Raw genomic sequence first — 19758 nt, forward strand, 5'->3', positions numbered from 1 at the left:
TTTGTGCATATACTGACGTATTTCCTAGAGGAGAAATAGAATTGTTAAAGGCAGGAAATATAAGAGGATGGGTATTTAAGCTCTCTAAATTCATAGAAATTATCTTTTTTACTTAATTTTTAATGAAAAGTTAAATAGGTATTTAGCATTATTTATAGTTTCTTGAAACAACTTTTTAGCCTGCTAGGCTGAAAAGCAGCTTTAGCATCAGCCCTTTCTTTTGCTAGGCTAGCTAGCTCTCTCGCAGCCCTAATCATTCGGACATGATTAATCAAATTCAAATACACCCACTCTTTTAAATCAGACATAACACAAGGCAAGCATTTGATAGCTTAGTAATTTTAAAGGCTTGTCGTTAGCTCCATCTCGAAAGAGCATTGATAACTACTTTTCTTTGTCGTTAAATTATTGCTAGAGAAGCGTCTTGTATAAAAAGTTGCATTCTTGCTTTCCATGTCAACTTGATGTTTTCCTTCCTGTTGACTTACCCTGCCTCTTAAGAAGTGGGGTTGTTTTCACCTCAGATGTTGGAAAAAGTGACTTGAGTTTCTGTAGGTTACTGTTAATGGTTGCTACCTCAGGATGATGAATTCCATTTGTAGCAATGCTGCTTCGAAGAGCTTTCTTGGTATAATCAACCGCTTTTTCTAAATCCCCTTGCTCTTGGTAAATCATTCCCAAATGATTATAATCTTTTGCGACGATGGAATGATTTTCACTATAATGCCGAATATCAATCTGGAGCCCTTGATGGGCATGCTTGGCAGCCATTGCTAAATTACCTTGCTCCTGGTAAACTCTACTCAGGATATAGTAATCATCTGCCACCTCTGGATGATTCTCACTATACAACCCAATATCAATTCTGAGTGTTTTTTCTGTATACTCAATTGCTTTTCCTAGATCACCGCGGGCTTTATAAATTTGCCCTAAATTACTAAAACATTTTGCCGTCTCGGGATGATTTTCACTAAAAAGCTTAAGGTTAATGGCAAGGGCTTTTTCAATATACTTAGCGGCGTAGCCTAGTTCTTCTTTACTCAGGTAAATCGTTCCTAGGTTATTATAGTTTATTGCCGCCTGATAGCTATTTTCACCATAAAGTTTAATATTAATTTTAAGAGACTTCTTAGCAAAATTACCTGCCTGATCTAAATCTCCCTGCTTGTGATAGATCTGACCTAGATTATTATAATCTGCTGCCAAAGCAAAATGATTATCACCATACAACCTAACGTCAATGGCAGTCGCCTGCTTGGCATATTTAGCTGCTTCTTCTAGCTTTTCTTGTTCTAAATAGATCTTACCTAAGTTGCAATAGTAGGCTGCTACCTTAGGATGATTTTCATCATGTAGTTTAAGATCAATTTCAAGTGCCTGATGGGTATAATTAGCTGCTTGCTTTAGTTTTCCTTGAGCTTGATAAAGCTGGCCTAAATTATTGTAAAGAGATGCTTTAAGAGTATGATTTTCACCATCCAGTTTACTATTAATTTTGAACGCTTTCTTGATATATTTAGACGCTTGCTTCAAATCCCCTTTTTCCATATAAAGGCCTCCAAGGTTATTGTAATCTGTAGCCAAAGTGAGATGATTTTTGCCAAACAGCTGGCTGCCTATTTGTATAGATTGGCTAAAACTCTCAGCTGCTTTTTCCAACTTTCCTTGAACTTTGTAGATTTCTCCTAAATTATTGTAAATTACCGCCACGAATGGATAATTGTTACCATATAACTTAAGGTTAATTTTAAGTGCTTGATTGAGGTGGTCTGTTGCTTCTTCTAAATTTCCTTGCTCTTTATATACCATCCATAGGTCGTTATAAAGGTTTGCTACGTAGGGATGAGCTTTGCTATAAAGCTGAATATTGATTTTTAGTGCTCGGTTAACATATTTAGCCGCCTGCTCTAATTTTCCTTGATCTTTGTAGAACATTCCTATGCTGTTATATATCCTTGCTATAATTGCATGATGCTTACCAAAAAACTTGATTCCAATAGTGAGGGCTTGATTAAAAGACTGAAGTGCGTTATCTAAATATCCTTGTTTTTCGTAAATTTGCGCTAGATGTGCGTAAAATACCGCCAAACTTGATAAATTTTCATCATCAAACAAACGAGTGATTTCGATCGCTTGATTAATATATTTAGCAGCTTTAGCTAAAATTTCCTCGATCTTTAAAGATCATCCCTAATAGATTGTAAAAGTTAGCCAAATTTGAATGTTTTCTATTGCATTGGTTGCGTATAATCTCGACCCCTTGATCAGCATAATAAGCCGCCTGCTCTAAATTTCCTTGGGTTTTATTAATGGATGCAAGAGCCTCTAATGCCTTAATGCTTTCTCTGTTCTCTTGTAACGCTCTGATATACCAACTTTTTGCCTCTTTTAGCTGAAAAAGCCTTAAGCTTATATCCCCCTGAGTCTTAAAAGAATTATCCTCTAAATCCGAAAAGGCAAGTCTTTTTTCATCGCCTGCTAAAAACTCTTGAATAGCTTGATAGAAGGGAATAAAAATGCAATAAATCTTTTTTACCTTTTCTAATGCCTCCTGATCTAAAGCAAACTGCTGTTTAATAAGTTCAGGCTCATCAAATTCAAAAGGCTTAATTAGAGGGTTCATCGTCTCTTGTTGTGCTTGATAATGGGAGTAGGTTCTAAGGCGCATAAATAACGCTATGCTCATCCACTCTTTTAGCTTTGCAGCGGCGCCCTCCGTTATAACTCCTAACTTATTTAGCTGATCAATTCTACCAAATGTATCCGAAGCTACTATTTCTTTAAGAAGAGCTAACCTATCCAATGCTAGATGTGGAAAGCGGTAAAAATCATTTTTAACTTTAAAAAGCATGCCCTGCCTGCCTAAATCGCCCATTCCTGGATTAAAGGCTATCATATCTTCTTGAACTAAATGATATTTTGCTAAATGCTGGCGAAGATTAATATCTTCCAGATAAGGGATGTTGAGCTTTTCTTGAACTTTTTGCCTATATTGCTCAGTTAATTCATTGTTGCCTAGCAAATGAGTAAAATTCAGAAGCTCCATGGAAAGATGAGGCTCTTTATCATGCCACCATTGGCCATTTTCATTCTTACCCACATATTGGGCCATCTTTTCAGGAGTTTGAATAAGCTCAAACGTCTTACCATTGCCAAAAGGAGTTTTACAGCCCTTTCCTTCTACTCCTGCCCCATCAAAAGCAAAACCTCGTGGGGTTATGCTATCAAAAAAATCTATGGCTTTTAAGCAAGGAATATTTAAAGCCGGTAGGATAGTTTCTCCCAAATTAATGACCTTCAAATGAATCAAAGAGGTCAAACGTTTGAAATATTCTCGATTTATTGGATTATCTTCTTTTATAAGAATGCCAAACTCTAAATCGGAATAAGGTGTCACCTCTTCTCTAGCTAATGAGCCAAAGCCTATCATGGCATACTCGCAAGGCTCAGCTCCTAAAGCGTCTACACTCTGCTTTACAAGAATTTCAAAAAAAGCTTTTATCTGTTGAGTAATCTCACCAAATAGCTCTCTGACCACCTGGTGATCCGGGGTTTCAGGTAAGGATTGAATGTGTTTCTCTATTTTACTTCTGAAATCCTTTAACTTTTGTCGATTTCCTTCAAATTGATTTTTTAGTAGATTATAGTTTAAAGGCTTTTCCTCAGATACTGCGCTAAGTAGGTTATGAATTTTAGCAAGCTTTTCTTTAAGAAGCTCCCGATTTTCGATTGGAGAAAGGCTCATAACATAATTGTAAAGCCCTGCGGCTTGAAGAAGCGTTTTAGGGGTTCCTTTTGCAACATAGATATCCCCTAATTTTTCTATGCAAAAGCTTTCCTGAGTAGAAATGCTTTGTTGCGCAGCCTCTTGAGCAGAGTCTTTATCTTTAATAATAAGTTTTAAAGCTAGCATATAGGCTTTTTCTGCTTTTTCAATGCTAGCTTTTGATAAAAAGTCATTATTTTCTATAATTTTTTTTAATTCCTCTGGTGTTAAATTATCAAAAGAAAGAAGCAACTGTTCATAAATTTTAGAAGATAAAGGGCTGAAGAAACTAGATTTCTTTGAAAAAAGCCTTTTCCCTAAATCAGTCGCCTGAGCAATTTGCTTCCATTCTTTGCACGCAAGTCTTAAACCGCATAAATCTTGCGAGCTAAGTTCGGCGCATATTTTTAAATCTATTTTTCTATATTTAATCGAATTTTCTAAAGAAAGAGAAAGATGTTCTTCTCTCGCCTTTAACTCACGAAATACAACAGGCCTAAGAAGTGAACTTTCTGGAATCATTAAATTAGCTGCCTTTTATCTTAATTTGGTTTGATTTGACTCTAAGCAAGTATGCATCTTTATAAAGAAATCTTTTTATCCTCTAATTTGTCTATAAAAACAAAAAAAAACCATTTGATAGCTGATTTTCTTTCTCGTTAAGTTATTATCATAGTAGCACTTTTTACACAAAGTTATATTCTAATTTTCAATGTCAACTCAACGCTCCCCTTCCTGTTGACTTACCCTGCCTCTTAAGAAGTGTGGTTGTTTTTACCTCAGACGTGGGAAAAAGTGACTTGAGTTTCTGTAGGTTACTGTTAATGGTTGCTACCTCAGGATGATGAATGCCATATGTAACAATGCTACTTCGAAGAGCTTGCTTAGTATAATCAAGCGCTTTTCCTAACTTCCCTTGCTCTTGATAAACCATTCCCAGATCCTCACAATCTCTTACTACACAAGGGTGATTATCACTAAAAATTTTAATATTAATTTTGAGTGCTTTCTTGATATAGTTGCCGGCTTGCTTCAATTTCCCTTGCTTTCGACAGATGAGTCCCAAATTTTTATAATCTTCAGCTACCCTAGAATGATATTCACCGTAATGCTGAATATTAATCTGAAGCCCCTGATGGATATACTTAGCTGCTTTCCCTAGTTCTCCATGAAATTGATAAATTTGCCCTAAATGATGGCAGAGATTTGCTGCCTTCAAATGATTTGCACCATTTACTTTAAGGAAAACACCTAGTGCTTGAGTGAATGACTTAGCAGCTTGCTCAACATTGCCTTGTTCTTGATAAATTGTTCCAAGATTATTGTGAACTCTTGCTACGCTGGGATGATAATTGCCAAAAAGCTCGATACGGATTTTCAGTGCTTTTTTGGCATTTTCTACGGCCTGCTCAAAATTTCCTTGTTTTTGATAGATTGTTCCGAGATGATTGTAACCTGTGGCTACATTAGGATGGTTCTCTCCTAATAATTTAATGTTTATTTTAAGGGCTTCATGCATCCATTTAAAAGCCTCTTTTAAATGACCTTGACTTTGATAAATGCTTCCTAAGTTATTGTAACGAGTAGCTATTTTTATATGATTTTTTCCTAACAATTTGAGATCGGTTTTTAAAGCTAGCTTCAAATGCTTGGCTGCCTGCTCATCATCCTTCTGTGCATGATACATCAACCCTAAAATATTATAATTCTTGCTCATATTCGGATGATACTCTCCATACAGCTTGAGGTCTATATCAAGCGCGCGCTTGATGAGCTTTGCTCCTTTTGCTAAATCTCCCTGCTCTTGGTAGATTCGCCCCAGGTTGCTAGAGTAGATAGCTAGGCTAGAATGGCTTTTTCCGTAAAGCTTGCAGTCTATTTCAAGCGCTTGCTTGACATACTTAGCTGCCTTTTTCAAGTTACCTTCTTCTAAATAGATGCATCCTAGATTGTTGTAACAATTTGCTGCCCTTAAGTTAATTTTGCCACATAGCTTAATAGTGATTTTAAGAGCTAGCTTTACATAGTTAGCAGCTTTTCCTAATTTTCCCTGGTTTTGGTAGAAAACTCCTAAATTATTATAATCTCTTGCCACTTGCAAGCTATCTTTCCCCTCAAGCTTGAGGTCTATTTCAAGCGCTTGATAGATATGCTCCGTCGCCTGCTTGAAATTTCCTTGGATTCCATCAATTATTCCCAAAGTATTTAATAGATCAGGCTTTTCTGAAGTTTCTTTTCTTACTAAGCTATACCAATATTTAGCTTCCTCATGCTGGAAAAATCTCAGAGCTATATCTCCATGCATTTGAGGAGAGTTTTCATCTAGTATTGAAAATTTTAATTTATCCTCACTCCCTAATAGAAACTCTTTCATAGCCTGAAAAAAGGGAATAAAAATATGATAGATTTTTTTATCTTTGCTAATGTTTCCCCATCTAAGCCAAGCTGCTTTTGAACAAGGGTAGATTCGTCAATATCAAAAACCTTAATGAGAGGATTCATCATTTCCTGTTGGGCTTGATAATAGGAATAGGTTTTAAGACGCATCAGTAACGCTGTAAGCATCCACTCTTTTAACTTTTCAGCTGCTCCCTGATTCAAGGCTCCTTGATTGCTTAATTGATCGATCCTGCTATATGTATCCACGGCTGCCACTTTATTAAAAAGCGCTAGCCTATCTAAGGCTAGATGAAGGAAACGATAAAGGTCATGTTTGGTGTGGAAAAGCATGCCCTGACACTCTAGTCCTCCTATTCGTGGTTCAAAGACCATCATATCCTCTTCAACCAGATGATACCTAGCTAAGTATTGACGAAGAGTAAGGCTTCTTTGATAACAGGTATCAAGGTTTTCTTGTAATGCTTGTTTGTACTGTTCAGTTAATTTAAAAGCGCCTAATAGATGAGTGTAGGTCACAAGCTCCAGGGGAAGATGAGGTTCTTGCTGATGCCACCAGTAGCCTTCTTCATCTTTAGCTATATATTGCGCCATCTTTTCAGGAGTTTGAATAAGCTCAAATGTTTGGCGATTGCCATAAGGAGTTTTGCAGCCTTTTCCTGTTACTCCTGCCCCATCAAAGGCAAAACCTCTTGGAGTTATGCTATCAAAAAAATCTATAGCTTTTAAGCAAGGAATGTTTAAAGCAGGCAGAATAGTTTCGCCTAAATTGATAACGGCTAGATGAAGAAGAAGTGTGAGACGCCTAAAATACTCTCTATGTGTAGGAGAATCTTCTGGTATTAAAATGCCAAATTCTACATCAGAATAGAGGGTCATCTCTTCTCTTGCTAAAGAGCCAAATCCTATCATGGCGTATTCGCAAGGGGCGGGCCCTAAAACTTCACGGGCTTGGCTCACAAGCAACTTGAAAAAAACTTTTATTCCTTGGGAAATACTATGATAAAGGGCTTTTACTTCTTGAGAGGAAGGGTTTTCACTTAGGTTTTGAATTTTCTCTTCCATTATATTTCTAAACTTTTTCAAGGCCTGACGATTGTCTAGGGATCGCTTTTTCATTAAAGAAGGCTTTAAAGGTTTTCTCTCGCAGAGCTTGACAAGCAAGCCTTCAACTTGTAAAAGCTTCTCTCTAATGACTTCCTGCTGCCCCAAAGGGCAGAGGCGTAAAGCATAATTATAAAGCCCTGCAGCTTGAAGAAGCTTTTCGGGAATTTTTTTAGCCAAATAGACATCCCCTAATTTTTCCGCGTAAAAGCTTTGCTGGATAGAATCATTTTCTTGAGCAGCACCTTTTAATGTAAGCGCGTAAGCATTTTCAGCTTCTTCTATTTTATCTTTCGATAAAAAATCCTCTTTTTCTAAGCATTTTTCTTTGATATAGATGAGAGGGGCAAAAGGAAGGGAAATATTTTTATTAATTGCTGTAGGGCGAAAAGCTAAGATGTTAGCCTGGAGATGATTAGAAACCTCATTCTCAAGAAGGCTGATAGAAGATTGCTCTTCAATGCCCTCTCCCTTTATCGCTTGGAAATAAAGCTCTTTCCATGTGCTAGGCTCTTGAGTAAGCTGCTTCCACTGCTTACAAGTAAGGCTTGCTAAACACAAATCTTGCAATTTTAATTCTGCAAAGGTTTTTAATCCAATCTTTGTATTTTCGATCCTGTTTAAGGAGGAAAAGATAGAATTTTTTTGGCTCGTCTTGCATGTTGATGTCGAAGGAAAATTAAGATGTAGATTTACTGCACCCATAAGCTTACCTGCTTATCATTCATTTCTAGCATTCAATTTTCCTTATAATACAAAGTGTAAGCTTATTTATTATTTATATGCATTTCCACTAATTGATTTATCTAAAACCCTAGCAAGCTAAATGTAAGGAAAGCTTTTCAGCCTTTTGCTATTTTCCTTCTCTAGTTGGAATGTGGCTAAATTTTCTATGCCATCAGCTTATTAATTGTTTCAACTACCCCCTCATTTTTTAAGTAGATAGCTTTCCTGGCCATTTGCCCGGTTTTCTTTCAATTATATACAGAAGGAAAAAATTTATACATCAATAGCATATTTTTTAAACATTCAACATTTTATTCTTTATTTGCTAGGAAAGAAAGCTGTGAATCCTCTTCTATTTTATCTAAATCATACTGTACATGGATCATTAAAGATTTCATCTAGCGGATGGGCTCGCATGGGTAGCTGCATTTAGATAAATTATCGACAAGCTTGTTGCCTATGCTGATAGAAGGATAAAGCTAGACTGGATTGTCACAAAATAACTTCATCAAGGTATAGGCAAAATAATAGAAAGGGGCCTAAAAATGTTTTAAGACAAGAGAATATAATAGCTTGTGTGCCACTACGGCTCTCTCCATATGTTCTCGAAAAGAAAATGCCATTTTTTAAAAAGCTAAAGCTTAAAAATATCTTTTAGAACGGATTAGCCAATCGCAATCTAATCATTATCCTACCTTGCTTTTTAGACCGAACCGATAATCATAGAGATGAAAACTCAGCGTTTTTTTAAGACACACCTTTCTCTTTCTTCTTGCCTCATGAGAATCCTGAAGTTAAATCGAGTTTGAAAGCTTATGAGGCGTTGTATACGTATTCATTTTTAGACTAATCCCCCCTTTACAAAAATTACCCAGCATTAAAAAAGATAATGATTGCCTCCTCAAAAAAGGGATGTCTAAGCCAAACAATGGAAGAGAAAACTTAAGGATCATTCTCTTATGATTAGTTATACAATAGCTGGATTAAGAAAAATATCCATGCTACTAAACCTAATGAAAATTGGTGATAAATTCTTTTATATTATGATAAAATATTTTTATTATTAAAGAGTGGTTGGCATAGACTTTAAGAGGGCTTTCTAGTGCTTTCATAGCATATTTAGTGGGCTCCTCTATCGTTTTTAAAATAGAGGTAAATTTATTATAAAGTCTAGCGATACTGGGATGGTTTTTATCCAATAGGTGCGGGCTGATTTTAAGCGCTTTGTTGACATACTTAACCGACTGCTCCAAATTTCCTTGCATTTGATAAAGCCGTCCTAAATTTACCTAATTTAAAGCACTCAGCAAATGATTTTTGCCGTGGAGCTCAAGATTAATTTTAAGGCATTGCTTTACACAAGCAATCGCCTTTTCTAGCTTGCCTTGGCTATGGTAGATTGATGCAAAGTTATTATAACATATTGCTTGCCGAGCATAGTCATGAGCTTTATCAGAAATTATGATGTAAGATTTAAGCATTTTTTTTGGCATATTTAGCTGCCTGCTTTAAATCCCCTTGTGCTTGATAAATCTTTTGCAAATGTTCGTAAACTTCTCCCAGAGAGAAATGATTTTCTCCATAAAGCTCTAGATTAAGGTGGAGGGCTTGCTTCATACAATCGGCCGCCTGTTCTAATTTGCTTTGGCATTGATAGATAATCCCCAGATTTTTATAGAAAATTGCTAACTGAAAGTGTTTTTTACCAAAGCAATTAAGACTAATATTGAGTGCTTTCTCAGTAGATCTAGCCGCTTTTTCTAACCTTCCTTGTAATTGATAGATTTGTGCCAGGTTGTTGTAACGGATGGCTACCTTATGATAATCTTTACCATACAACTTAAGATCAATGTCTAGTGCTTGCCTTGCATATTCAACGGCTTTTTCTAACTTTCGTTGACTGAAATAGATCGTACTCAGATTGCTGTAATGACTGGCTATCCTAGGATGAATTTTGCTAAAGAACTTAAGATCTATATCAAGCGCTCGATTCATATATTCAGCCGCCTGTTCCAAATTTCCCTGAGCCTTACAGATTGACCCAAGATTACCATAGCGAATTGCCATTTTGGGATGATTTTCACCAAAAAGCTTAAGATCAAGGGCGAGCGCCTGCTCGGCACAATAAATCGCCTGGATTAATTTTCTATTGGCGTTATACATGCGTGCCAAATTATTGTAACGAATCGCCAGGTGAGGATGATCCATTCCGGAAACCCTAAGATCAATCTCAAGCGCTTTCTTTACACATTTAATAGCTAATTTAAGATTTCCTTGAGCTTCAAAGATATTGCCTAGATTGTTATAGCGAATAGCTATGAGTGGATGATTTTCCCCCACCATGCTATAGCCAATGGAGAGGGCCTGATTAGCATATTCCGCAGCCTTTTCTAAATTCCCTTGGTTAAGATAGATCATTCCTAGGTCATTGTAACTTCTTGTTATATGATAAAGGTTTTTTTTATCCTGTTTAAGAGCAGTATTGAGTACCCTCGTGTTAATCTCAATCGCCTTCTCTAAATCTCCTTGAGCGTAGTAAATCGTAGCAAGAGTATTCCACGCTTCCACGTCTCCTGGGTTGACTTGTATGGCTAATTCATAATACTTTTTTGCTTCTTCCTGCTGCAAAAGCCTTAAAGCTATAAGTCCCTGTGTTTGAAGCGCACTATTATCTAAAACAGAAGATTTAAGAATTTCTTCATTGCCAGCTAAAAACTCTTGGATAGCCTTGTGAAAAGGAATAAATATTCCATAAATTTTTTTATTTTTTCTAAGGTTTTATGATCTAACGCTAAACATTTTTGAACAATTTCAGGCTCGTCAAAACCAAACGGCTTGATAAGAGGATTCATGCTATCATTTTGAGCTTGATAGTAAAAATAGGTTTTAAGGCGCATGAATAGTGCTATACTCATCCATTCCTTTAACTTTTTAGCTGCCTCGCCTGTTAAAATTTCTTGCTGATTTAGCTGAACAATCCTAGCGAAAGTATCTGAAGAAGTCACCTTTAGAAGAAGAGCAAGTCGATCTATAGCCAAATGGGGAAAGCGATAAAAGTCATTTTTAGCTTTAAAAAGCATACCTTGGTTTTCTAGCGTTTCTACTCCAGGATCAAAATTTTTCATATCTTGCTGGATTAAATGATGCTTAGCTAGATGCTGGCGAAGGGTAAATTTTTCCTGGTAAGGTGTTTCTAATATTTCTTGAACTTTTTGGCTATAGCGACTGGTTAGCTCAGGATTGCCTAATAGGTGAGTGAAAGTTAAAAGTTCCATGGGAAGATGCGGCTCTTGGTCATACCACCATCTACCCTCTTCATTTTTAGCAATATATTGCGCCATCTTTTCTGGGGTATTAATAAGCTCGAATGTCCTGCCATTGCCAAAAGGTGTTTTACATCCTTTTCCTTCTACTCCTGCTCCATCAAAACAAAACCCTCGTGGAGTCCTATCATCAAAAAAGCTTATAGCCTTTAAACATGGGATATTTAGAGCAGGCAGGATAGTCTCTCCTAGATTAATAACTTGTAGGTGGAGGAGAAACGTAAGAGATTTGAAATATTTTCTAGTTGTAGGAGTATTTTCTTGCACAAGAATGCCAAATTCTAAATCGGAGTAAGGTGTCATCTCTTCCCTAGCTAAAGAGCCAAATCCTATCATGGCATACTCACAAGGACTAGCTCCTAAAGCCTCTTCCGATTGATTCACCAGACTGCTAAAAAAACTTTTTACACCTTGAGTAATCTCGCGATAGAGCTCTCTGACCTCTTCAAAAGAAGGATCTTCAGAAAAAGTTTGCATCTTTTTCTCTATCTGATTTCTAAAAGCTTTCAACAATTTGCGATTTTCCACAAAATATGCTTGTCTTACATCAAGGTTTAAAAGCTTCTCAGTACAGAGCTTAATAAGTAAGATTTCCACTTTAGATAACTTGCTTCTAATTATTTCATGTCTTTTAGCTGAAGAAAAATCATGTAAAACGTAATTATAAAAGCCTGCGGCTTGGAGAAAAGTTTCTGCTGTAGCTTTTTCCACATAAATATCTCCCAGCTTTTCTATATAAAAACTTTCTTGCACGAAGTCTTTTTCATAAATAGCAAGTTTCAAAGCTAGCGTATAAAATTCTTCTAATTCTTTTATCTCATCTTTAGGTAAATAATAATTTGCGCAGTCCCTAGAAGAGGTGCTCTGATCTAAGTAGTTATTGAGTTTCTGAAGGTAAGCATGTAATTGATGAGTTGGATAAAGTTGCAAAAATTTGATATTGTCGACTTGGCTATTTTTAAAAATTTGAGTCTTGTGATGGGCATCAAAAACACCTTTTAGCTCATCATCATTTAAATCATTTCCAGAGCAAAGCATACTCTTTAAAGTTTTAGAGGGCAAAGAAGCTAAAAAATTAAAAAAATCATTTATATGATTGGTCTTAATTTCCTGGTTTTTACCTCCAGGCCTAACAGTAAAGCTTTTTTGATAAAGTTTTTTCCATAAAAAAGTTTCTTGAATAATTCGTTTCCATTCTTTGCATACAGCTTTTGGTTGACATAAATCTTGCTCTTTCAATTCACTAAAGATTTTTAAGCTAATCTTTCTATATACATCTGGATATCCTGTAGGATAAGCTAACTTTTCTTCTATTTTTCTAAACACAGGAAATATAAAATGATGCCTATGTATGCTTTCTATATTCATTAGATTTATTGTTATTTAATTATTAGAAGATATTTATAATCTCATTTTTACTTATTAAAAAAATATAATAACATATATCTAGTTAATTTACAAAAAAAATTAAAAAATTTAGAAAATTAAAGCCTTGTCGCGTAAATGACCTAATAGTTGGTCTGTTTAAAGGCTTATCAAGTTAGTACCCATTGTCCTTGAGGCATTCCAAGCGCTGTCATCTTGTTCATCGCCAAAGATTTAGCATATAATTCTGCTCGCTGATAGTCTATCTTCCTAGAGCGAAAATCTCCTCCAAAGCTTCTTTTAAAGCGGTACATCGCCGTTTCAGCAAGGGATCTTTTATGATAGCCACTAAGCTTCTTCCAAAGCTGCCTACCCTCAGTATCTCCTCCCAAGCCTTGAATGACTTTTAAGTTATCATTTCTTTTTTTCATCCACGGTTTGTCCGTCTCTTGGCTTAGCCTTCCTCCTCTTCTTGGAGGCACTACAGGATCTATCTCCCGAACATAAGACGATCGATAGAAAGCTTGTCTATCATAAGCACCATCTCCATAAGTGGTCTTTACGCTCTATGGCAGCTTGGGGATCATTTGGCTCGCCACTAAATCATCGGCTTTATTGCTATTTGTTAATTCACTCAGAATAATCTCATGCGAGTCTGGGCAAACGCTTAAGTGAATCTTTCTCCAAGTCCTCCGCTTTGCTTTGCCATGCTGGCGCACTTTCCATTCTCCTTCGCCGTAGACCTTTACCCCCGAGGAATCAAAGACTATGTCTGTCGGACGCTTACGGCTTAGCTTTGTAAACTCTTGCTCAAGCTCTTTAGCACGCCTACAAATGCGGGTATAACAAGGAACAGGCAATCCCAAAGCCAGCAAAGTAATCAGCGATGACACAAACCCTCGCAAGGCCCGCCCGGAGGGGTAAATGATAAACCGCTCTAATCATCAACACGCATAGGATAGCGTCAGCAGAGTAAATTCTTGGACGGCCCTTCTTCCCCGTGCTTTTATTTTCCCTCCATCCTTTAATGGTTTCATCCGAAAACCATAAAGTTATGCTTCCTCTTTGTTCTAAAGCTTTGTTATAATCGGATCAGTTACGTATGCGGTAGGTAAGCTTTTTTTCCATAGCCTGCCTATATTTTTGTTTAAGCAAACTAAATTTTACAGCTCTTATGTGTTAAAGGGCAATCTTATCGCATACACTTCTTAGCATTTACGCAACAACGTCAAAATTAATATTATTTTAAATCCTTTAGTTTTAGATGATAGGGAGATGATGCGGCTCAATAAAATTACCTAGGATTACTCTTTTTTAAAATTTTAAAAGAAAAAAAGAAAAGAAGCGGTGTTTTTAAACTTTTAAAGCCACGAGCGGTTTCGGCTTTTTTTATGAAGCCTCAAAGAGAAACCTTAAAAGCTGCTGCTGTCAATAGCTATAGCTTAATATTTTTCATAAAAATTATGGAAAAACCTATTGACCTAAATAGCAATTTTAAGTTAAATAACTTGTTTGTTATGCGGCGATCGTAGCTCAGTTGGTTAGAGCGTTGGATTGTGGTTCCAAATGTCGCGGGTTCGAATCCCGTCGATCGCCCTTTTTTACAAGTCAAATAGCTGCTGTGTCAACGATTGAAGCAATTTTCTTAGGATTCATTCAAGGTATTACCGAATTTTTACCTGTCAGCTCTTCTGGGCACCTGATTTTAGCTCAATACCTGCTAGGCATGAATAATTTCAAAGATTTAATAACTTTTGATCTTATCTGTCATTTGGGGACGTTATTAGCTCTCTTTATTGCCTTTTTCAAAAAGATTAAAACACTTTTAACAAGTGAAAAAAAAGTGTTATACCTTCTTTTTATTGCCTTGCTGCCGCTTTTTCCTTTGGTATTTTTTCTTAAGCACATTAAGGCTTTTTTTGATCACATTGAATACTTAGGCTATTTTTTTCTTTTTACGGCTGCTCTTATGTATTTAGGGGTTTGCTTGAGTAAAAAAACTTCTTCTGTTACAGAGATGTCGAAGCATACTTGGAAAGAGGCTTTAATGATTGGTTTTTTTCAAGCGATGGCTGTGTTCCCGGGAATTTCCCGAAGTGGAGCTACTATTTCGGCAGCACGCTTGTTAGGTTGGAACTATGAACATGCGATCACTTTTTCTTTTCTTTTAGCTATTCCCACACTCATGGCTAGCATTATAATTGAATTAGGCCAGCTAATTTTAAAAAGAGATAACTCTAGCTTACCGGCTATCTCTTGGGTACAGTATTTAGCAGGCTTTTTCTTTTCCTTCCTATTCGGAATAATTGCCCTGCATTATCTTCAAAAGCTAGCATCTAAACGCCTATTTATGTATTTTATAGGGTATTGCCTGTTGGTAGGCATGGTAACAACTCTATTTTTTAGAAACTTATAAGGGAATTTATGGCTAAAAAGAAAGCAGCAAAGGCAGCTTCTGAAAAAGCCCCTCCAGTGCCTATGCATAGCAGCATTTATGGAGTCGTTGCTCTTGCTTCCACGTTTTTAATATTTTTAAGTTTGGTAAGCTTTGCTTACAATGAACGCACACATCATTGGGTAGGGTTATTAGGCTATAGCATCGGCATGGTTTTTCATGGAATTTTTGGACTATCAAGCTACATCATCTGTGGCTTTTGTACATGGGCGGGTTGGAGGCTTCTGATAGATAAACCCATCCGCCATATCGGTAGTAAACTCTTTTTTACTTTCTTGTTAATCCTTTCCGTCAGCATGATCTTAAACGTCGTCGAAGATCTTTACCCTTTGTTGGGCAATACCCTTAGCCAGTTTTTTTATCCTAATCTATGGATAAAGCGCCAGCGTTATCATCTGGGTGGTGCCCCTTTATTTTACCTCTATAAAGATCTACCTATCTTTAACCTCTATCGATTTATAGGGGTCTCGGGCGTGATGGTTCTGTTCACCAGTACTTTACTAGCGAGCCTGTTTTTCATTTTCAAGATTATGCCTCAAAATTTAATCTTAAGCATCCTACGCCTTTTTTCTAAAGTTAAAGCTAAGCTATCCAAAAATAGTTCAGATGCTTTGAGTGCTTTAGCTCCATTAGAAAAAAAAGAAGTAAAAGTGGAAGCTGAAGCTAAAAAAGATAGCGATTTCATGCGCTATGTTAAATTACGTATTCCTGGCTTTTTGGCAGGCACGCATTCGGATAATACCTCTATAGCACAGGATCGCTCTCCTTCCCCAGAGTTGTTAGCTATACGTCCAGAAATTAATTTGACTACGCGTCCTTCTGTCTCGCGTAAAGAAAAAAATGAAGATCAACTTTCTTTTCAATTACCAGCGCAGCCTTTGCAAACACCTCCTCCTCCCGTGAAAAAGAAAGAATTGGCAAATGAACAACTAGACAAAAGAGAAGCAGCCCTTAAGGCACAACGCGTGCATAATGGTGATTTTTCCGCTTATAATCTCCCCTCTTTTAATTTATTAACCAACCCAAAGAAATTTGACCAAACTTCTTTAAAGAAAGATTTAAAAAAGCAAGCTGAAGTATTAGAAGAAACATTGCTAAGCTTTGGCATTGAAGCCAAAGTGGGTCAAATTAATTGTGGACCTACCATCACCTCGTTCGAGGTTCATCCCGCTATAGGTGTTAAAGTTCAACGTATAAAAACATTAGAGAATGATATTGCTCTTAATATGGAAGCCAGATCGATTAGGATCATTGCTCCTATCCCCGGAAAAGCTGCTGTAGGCATCGAAGTGCCTAACCCCTCTCCTCAAGAAGTCAGCTTTAAAGATATGTTAACCACTTATCAGCAGGGCACAAAAAAGTTTCACATTCCTATTCTTCTTGGTAAAGCTGTGAATGGAGACTACGTCATGAGCGATCTAGCCAAGATGCCTCATTGCATTATCGCAGGCGCTACCGGTTCAGGCAAATCTGTTTGTATTAATACGATTGTCATGTCCATTGTGCTAAATGCTAGGCCGGATGAAATTAAGCTTGTCATGGTAGATCCTAAGAAAGTAGAGCTGACTCCCTATACTCGCCTTCCTCACATGTTAGCACCGGTAATTACCGAGCCCCATGGTGCTTGCGCTGCGCTGCGTTGGATGGTAAAAGAGATGGAAAAACGCTACGAAATCTTAAAACAAACGGGTGTAAGAAACATTGAAAGCTTTAATAACCGTGCCATCAATAAAGACTTTGAAGATTCTTTAAACATCGAAGTTCCTGAAAAGATGCCTTATATTGTAGGAATTATCGATGAGCTCGCGGACTTAATGATGGTAGCCAGTAGCGACATTGAAACACCTATTGCTCGTATTGCTCAGATGGCACGAGCCATTGGTATTCATCTTGTCCTCGCCACCCAACGTCCTTCTCGAGAAGTGATTACGGGATTAATAAAAGCCAACTTTCCTACAAGGATCTCCTTTAAGGTTGCTAGCCGCATCAATAGTCAAATTATCCTTGATGAGACAGGCGCTGAAAGTTTATTAGGAAATGGAGATATGCTCTTTCTTCCACCAGGTACTTCTCATTTAGTAAGAGCTCAAGGGGCCTTTATACGGGATGAAGATATCCACAGTGTTGTTAAATATATCTGCGATCAAGCCCCTCCTCATTATGTCATTGAGTCCTTTGATACCATCGGCTCCATCTCCCTTGAAGATTCTGGCGGGTCACTAGCTTCTACAGATGCGCCCCAAGATGCCTTATATGACCAGGCATTAGATATTGTGCTCAGCACAGGCAATGCCTCTACCACTTTTCTGCAACGCAAGCTAAAAATTGGATACGCTCGTGCTGCTAGCTTAATGGACCAGCTCGAATCCCAAGGGGTTGTAAGCCCTGCAGAAGGAAGCAAGCCGAGAAAGATCTTAGCAGCTAAGCAAGGGATATCAACAGATGATGATTTATTAGAGGAGGAAGAAAATTTTTAAATGATCAAATAAAAAAACTTTCTTCTCAACCCTAACTTCATTGCAAAGAGCCAAGGATTAAACTTTTATAGCTGCCTTAACTTAAATTATATGCTTTAGATTTTTTTAGTTTATTCCTCGTCAGTATTTTCCTGTCGACGATGGGGAAGCCCTGTCTCAAGCATTTCTAGATCACTCTTAGCATAGTCCTCCATAAAATTCCCCTCGGTGATATTTTCCACAAAGACAGCATTTAAATGCTGGAAATAACGCAGTTTTTTTGCTATGCGATCGCCTATTTTCGCTAAAACTTCTTCTTGGCCTTCTTTTTCAGAGGCTTCAAAGCTTCCTTCCAAACCATTTAATTGTTCTACCAAAAGTTCTTGCTTTTGTTGTAAAGGAGTAACTGCTTCTTCAGAAAATTCCTCCATCGATAAATCTTTTAAACCCTCGGCATTGCTCACTAGCTGATCTAATACATTTTCCATTTTTTCTAAAACTTGAACGGCTGTTTCCATGAGGTCTCCTCTTTATAATGTATGCATTGTTCTATGTATATTATTTGGTATTTAAATTAAACATTATGTTTTTTTTAAAGACTAACCTCTTCATCTTTAGCCTTAAAAAACTTGCCTAAGGAAATGGTTATATGATAAAACGTTCCTCATATTGATTAGGTATGTGACAAATGATTGGTTTCTGTCCTCTAGCTTCAGGCTCGAAAGGCAACTGTGTTTACTTAGGAACGCCGCAACTTAAGCTTCTTATTGATGCAGGCTTAAGTGCAAGAGCCACCAAAGAAAAACTTGCCGAAATAGGAGTGGACTTCCGGGAGTTAGATGCTATTTTAATTACCCATGAACATAGTGATCATATTCAAGGCCTTAAAGTTTTAGCCTTAAAGATGGGTATTCCTGTGTTTGCCAATCATGAAACGGCCAAAGGAATCGTCGAGCAATTACATGAATGTCCTAAGTTCAAAATTTTTTCGACAGGAGAAAGCTTTGAATTTGGCGACCTTGAAATTCATCCTTTTAATATTCAACACGACACCCTAGATCCTGTAGCATTTACCTTGAAGTTGGATGGATTAAAGCTTGGATTTTGTACAGATTTAGGATTTGTTTCCACGTTAGTCCTTCATCAATTGCAAGCTTGCGATTACCTTTATGTGGAGGCTAATCATCAACCTTCTATGGTCCATGCCAGTTCACGGCCTATGGTGTATAAACAACGCGTTTTAAGTAGAAACGGTCATCTTTCTAATGAAGCTTGTGCTGAGCTATTAAGCAAGATTGCCCATCCTAATTTAAAACATGTCTACCTTGCTCATCTTTCTAGCGAATGCAATACGCCTGAGACAGCTCTTGGTGTTGTTAAGGAGAAGCTCCAAAGCTATGGGATCAGTTTAGAGATGTGCGTAGCTCCCCAAGCCATGGTTAGCCAACCGATCTATTTTTAACTTTCATCCGCTTGCCTCTCATATTTTTTAGCAAGACCATTTAAATGCTTCTAATTTTTGTCCTAAAAGCTAAAAAAGTATGATGAAAGCTGCAGATAAAAGATTCTACGCTTTAAGAAAAGTAGGTGTATTCTTTAAAAAGAACTTTAAATCTTTCTCAGCTGATTCTCTTAATCAAGGGTTAGAGCGCATGCTTACATAAAGCCCACATTCCGCAGGTTGTAACGATCTCAAGATATTATTTTTTAGTAATAAGGAATAGAATTTAAATTAAAGAATTAATTTTTTTAACGAGTTAGCAATCAAGGGATTAAATTCAAAGAGAGGAACATGGGCCTCCAGCTTTTTTTAGAAAAAACTATTCATGTTCCTCCATAAGCAAAGAAAGCGAAAACATGAAAGATGAAAAAGTATTGTAGCAAGGACTTTGCCCCCCGTAGGATTGGTTTTACACTATGCAATGAAATAGAGATAAGGGAATATGATAAATCAATTAATCCATCATAATTCAAAAGCTATTATGACTACAGTAGGATTGGTTAACTATTTAATGAGTAGGAACTTATGTTTTGACTCAAGCCTCATCTCAGAAATTATAGGTCAATGGAAATTAACCTGCGGAATGTGGGATAAAGAGCTGCTTAAAAACCTATTTTCGAACTTTATTACAAGCACTTTTTCGCTAGAATAGTTAAGCACATAGA

Annotated in this window: 14 protein-coding genes, 1 tRNA gene and 1 pseudogene; 5 read left to right on the plus strand and 11 right to left on the minus strand. The window is 37.0% G+C overall.

What is annotated here, in order from left to right; all coding sequences use genetic code 11:
* Positions 1-456: 456 nt before the first annotated feature.
* The 10 genes and pseudogenes from DB42_RS08350 to DB42_RS11920 form a co-directional block, all read right to left on the minus strand.
* Positions 457-2115 carry a lipopolysaccharide assembly protein LapB gene (locus DB42_RS08350; protein ID WP_044882582.1) on the minus strand — a complete coding sequence of 553 codons (1659 nt, stop codon included), beginning with the start codon at positions 2113-2115 and terminating at the stop codon, positions 457-459.
* A gap of 40 nt (positions 2116-2155) precedes the next feature.
* A complete protein-coding gene (locus DB42_RS08355) occupies positions 2156-4288 on the minus strand; it encodes a DUF294 nucleotidyltransferase-like domain-containing protein (RefSeq protein WP_044882583.1) in 2133 nt (710 codons plus the stop codon).
* Between the two features lie 193 nt (positions 4289-4481).
* Entirely contained in the window at positions 4482-6140 is a 1659-nt protein-coding gene (locus tag DB42_RS08360; protein WP_044882584.1) for a tetratricopeptide repeat protein, read from the minus strand.
* Positions 6137-7972: a DUF294 nucleotidyltransferase-like domain-containing protein gene (locus DB42_RS08365; RefSeq protein ID WP_044882585.1), complete on the minus strand. Its 1836-nt coding sequence runs from the start codon at positions 7970-7972 to the stop codon at positions 6137-6139. Before DB42_RS08365 ends, DB42_RS08360 begins: the two co-directional genes overlap by 4 nt.
* 1031 nt (positions 7973-9003) lie before the next feature.
* Positions 9004-9258 carry a tetratricopeptide repeat protein gene (locus tag DB42_RS08370; protein ID WP_044882586.1) on the minus strand — a complete coding sequence of 85 codons (255 nt, stop codon included), beginning with the start codon at positions 9256-9258 and terminating at the stop codon, positions 9004-9006.
* Positions 9259-9282: 24 nt separating this feature from the next.
* Entirely contained in the window at positions 9283-9486 is a 204-nt protein-coding gene (locus DB42_RS08375; RefSeq protein ID WP_044882587.1) for a tetratricopeptide repeat protein, read from the minus strand.
* Positions 9467-10750, minus strand: coding sequence for a tetratricopeptide repeat protein (locus DB42_RS08380; RefSeq protein WP_368665351.1), 1284 nt, complete (start codon positions 10748-10750; stop codon positions 9467-9469). The genes DB42_RS08375 and DB42_RS08380 overlap by 20 nt, the downstream gene beginning before the upstream one ends.
* Positions 10702-12684: an F-box-like domain-containing protein gene (locus DB42_RS08385; RefSeq protein ID WP_044882589.1), complete on the minus strand. Its 1983-nt coding sequence runs from the start codon at positions 12682-12684 to the stop codon at positions 10702-10704. Before DB42_RS08385 ends, DB42_RS08380 begins: the two co-directional genes overlap by 49 nt.
* Positions 12685-12851: 167 nt before the next feature.
* Positions 12852-13574, minus strand: a pseudogene (locus DB42_RS11915) (IS5 family transposase).
* Positions 13510-13737 carry a transposase gene (locus DB42_RS11920; protein ID WP_080502808.1) on the minus strand — a complete coding sequence of 76 codons (228 nt, stop codon included), beginning with the start codon at positions 13735-13737 and terminating at the stop codon, positions 13510-13512. The pseudogene DB42_RS11915 and the gene DB42_RS11920 overlap by 65 nt, the downstream one beginning before the upstream one ends.
* Positions 13738-14203: 466 nt before the next feature.
* On the opposite strand from DB42_RS11920, the gene DB42_RS08400 reads away from it, so the two are divergent.
* The 3 genes from DB42_RS08400 to DB42_RS08410 all read left to right on the plus strand — a co-directional run bounded on the left by DB42_RS08400 (position 14204) and on the right by DB42_RS08410 (position 17613).
* Positions 14204-14277, plus strand: a tRNA-His gene (locus tag DB42_RS08400).
* A 25-nt stretch (positions 14278-14302) separates the two neighbouring features.
* Positions 14303-15097: an undecaprenyl-diphosphate phosphatase gene (locus tag DB42_RS08405; protein WP_044882611.1), complete on the plus strand. Its 795-nt coding sequence runs from the start codon at positions 14303-14305 to the stop codon at positions 15095-15097.
* Positions 15098-15105: 8 nt separating this feature from the next.
* A complete protein-coding gene (locus tag DB42_RS08410; protein WP_044882592.1) occupies positions 15106-17613 on the plus strand; it encodes a DNA translocase FtsK in 2508 nt (835 codons plus the stop codon).
* 110 nt (positions 17614-17723) lie between these two features.
* On the opposite strand, the gene DB42_RS08415 is transcribed toward DB42_RS08410, so the two are convergent.
* Positions 17724-18110, minus strand: a complete 387-nt coding sequence (locus DB42_RS08415; RefSeq protein WP_044882593.1) for a hypothetical protein — start codon at positions 18108-18110, stop codon at positions 17724-17726.
* Between the two features lie 170 nt (positions 18111-18280).
* Here DB42_RS08415 and DB42_RS08420 point away from each other — a divergent pair, with 170 nt between their 5' ends.
* Both DB42_RS08420 and DB42_RS08425 read left to right on the plus strand, forming a co-directional pair.
* Positions 18281-19054, plus strand: coding sequence for an MBL fold metallo-hydrolase (locus DB42_RS08420; protein ID WP_044882594.1), 774 nt, complete (start codon positions 18281-18283; stop codon positions 19052-19054).
* A 481-nt stretch (positions 19055-19535) separates the two neighbouring features.
* Positions 19536-19745: a hypothetical protein gene (locus DB42_RS08425; RefSeq protein WP_044882595.1), complete on the plus strand. Its 210-nt coding sequence runs from the start codon at positions 19536-19538 to the stop codon at positions 19743-19745.
* Positions 19746-19758: the final 13 nt, after the last annotated feature.

This window comes from Neochlamydia sp. EPS4 (assembly GCF_000813665.1).
In the GTDB taxonomy this organism is placed as follows: domain Bacteria; phylum Chlamydiota; class Chlamydiia; order Chlamydiales; family Parachlamydiaceae; genus Neochlamydia.

Excerpts from the sequence above, each read along its gene's own strand:
- DB42_RS08355 (WP_044882583.1), bottom strand. The coding sequence starts at position 4,288 with ATGATTCCAGAAAGTTCACTTCTTAGGCCTGTTGTATTTCGTGAGTTA.
- DB42_RS08415 (WP_044882593.1), bottom strand. The coding sequence starts at position 18,110 with ATGGAAACAGCCGTTCAAGTTTTAGAAAAAATGGAAAATGTATTAGAT.
- DB42_RS08420 (WP_044882594.1), top strand. The coding sequence starts at position 18,281 with ATGATTGGTTTCTGTCCTCTAGCTTCAGGCTCGAAAGGCAACTGTGTT.
- DB42_RS08365 (WP_044882585.1), bottom strand. The coding sequence starts at position 7,972 with ATGGGTGCAGTAAATCTACATCTTAATTTTCCTTCGACATCAACATGC.
- DB42_RS08425 (WP_044882595.1), top strand. The coding sequence starts at position 19,536 with ATGATAAATCAATTAATCCATCATAATTCAAAAGCTATTATGACTACA.
- DB42_RS08360 (WP_044882584.1), bottom strand. The coding sequence starts at position 6,140 with ATGAAAGAGTTTCTATTAGGGAGTGAGGATAAATTAAAATTTTCAATA.
- DB42_RS08370 (WP_044882586.1), bottom strand. The coding sequence starts at position 9,258 with ATGCAAGGAAATTTGGAGCAGTCGGTTAAGTATGTCAACAAAGCGCTT.
- DB42_RS08375 (WP_044882587.1), bottom strand. The coding sequence starts at position 9,486 with ATGCCAAAAAAAATGCTTAAATCTTACATCATAATTTCTGATAAAGCT.
- DB42_RS08410 (WP_044882592.1), top strand. The coding sequence starts at position 15,106 with ATGGCTAAAAAGAAAGCAGCAAAGGCAGCTTCTGAAAAAGCCCCTCCA.
- DB42_RS08385 (WP_044882589.1), bottom strand. The coding sequence starts at position 12,684 with ATGAATATAGAAAGCATACATAGGCATCATTTTATATTTCCTGTGTTT.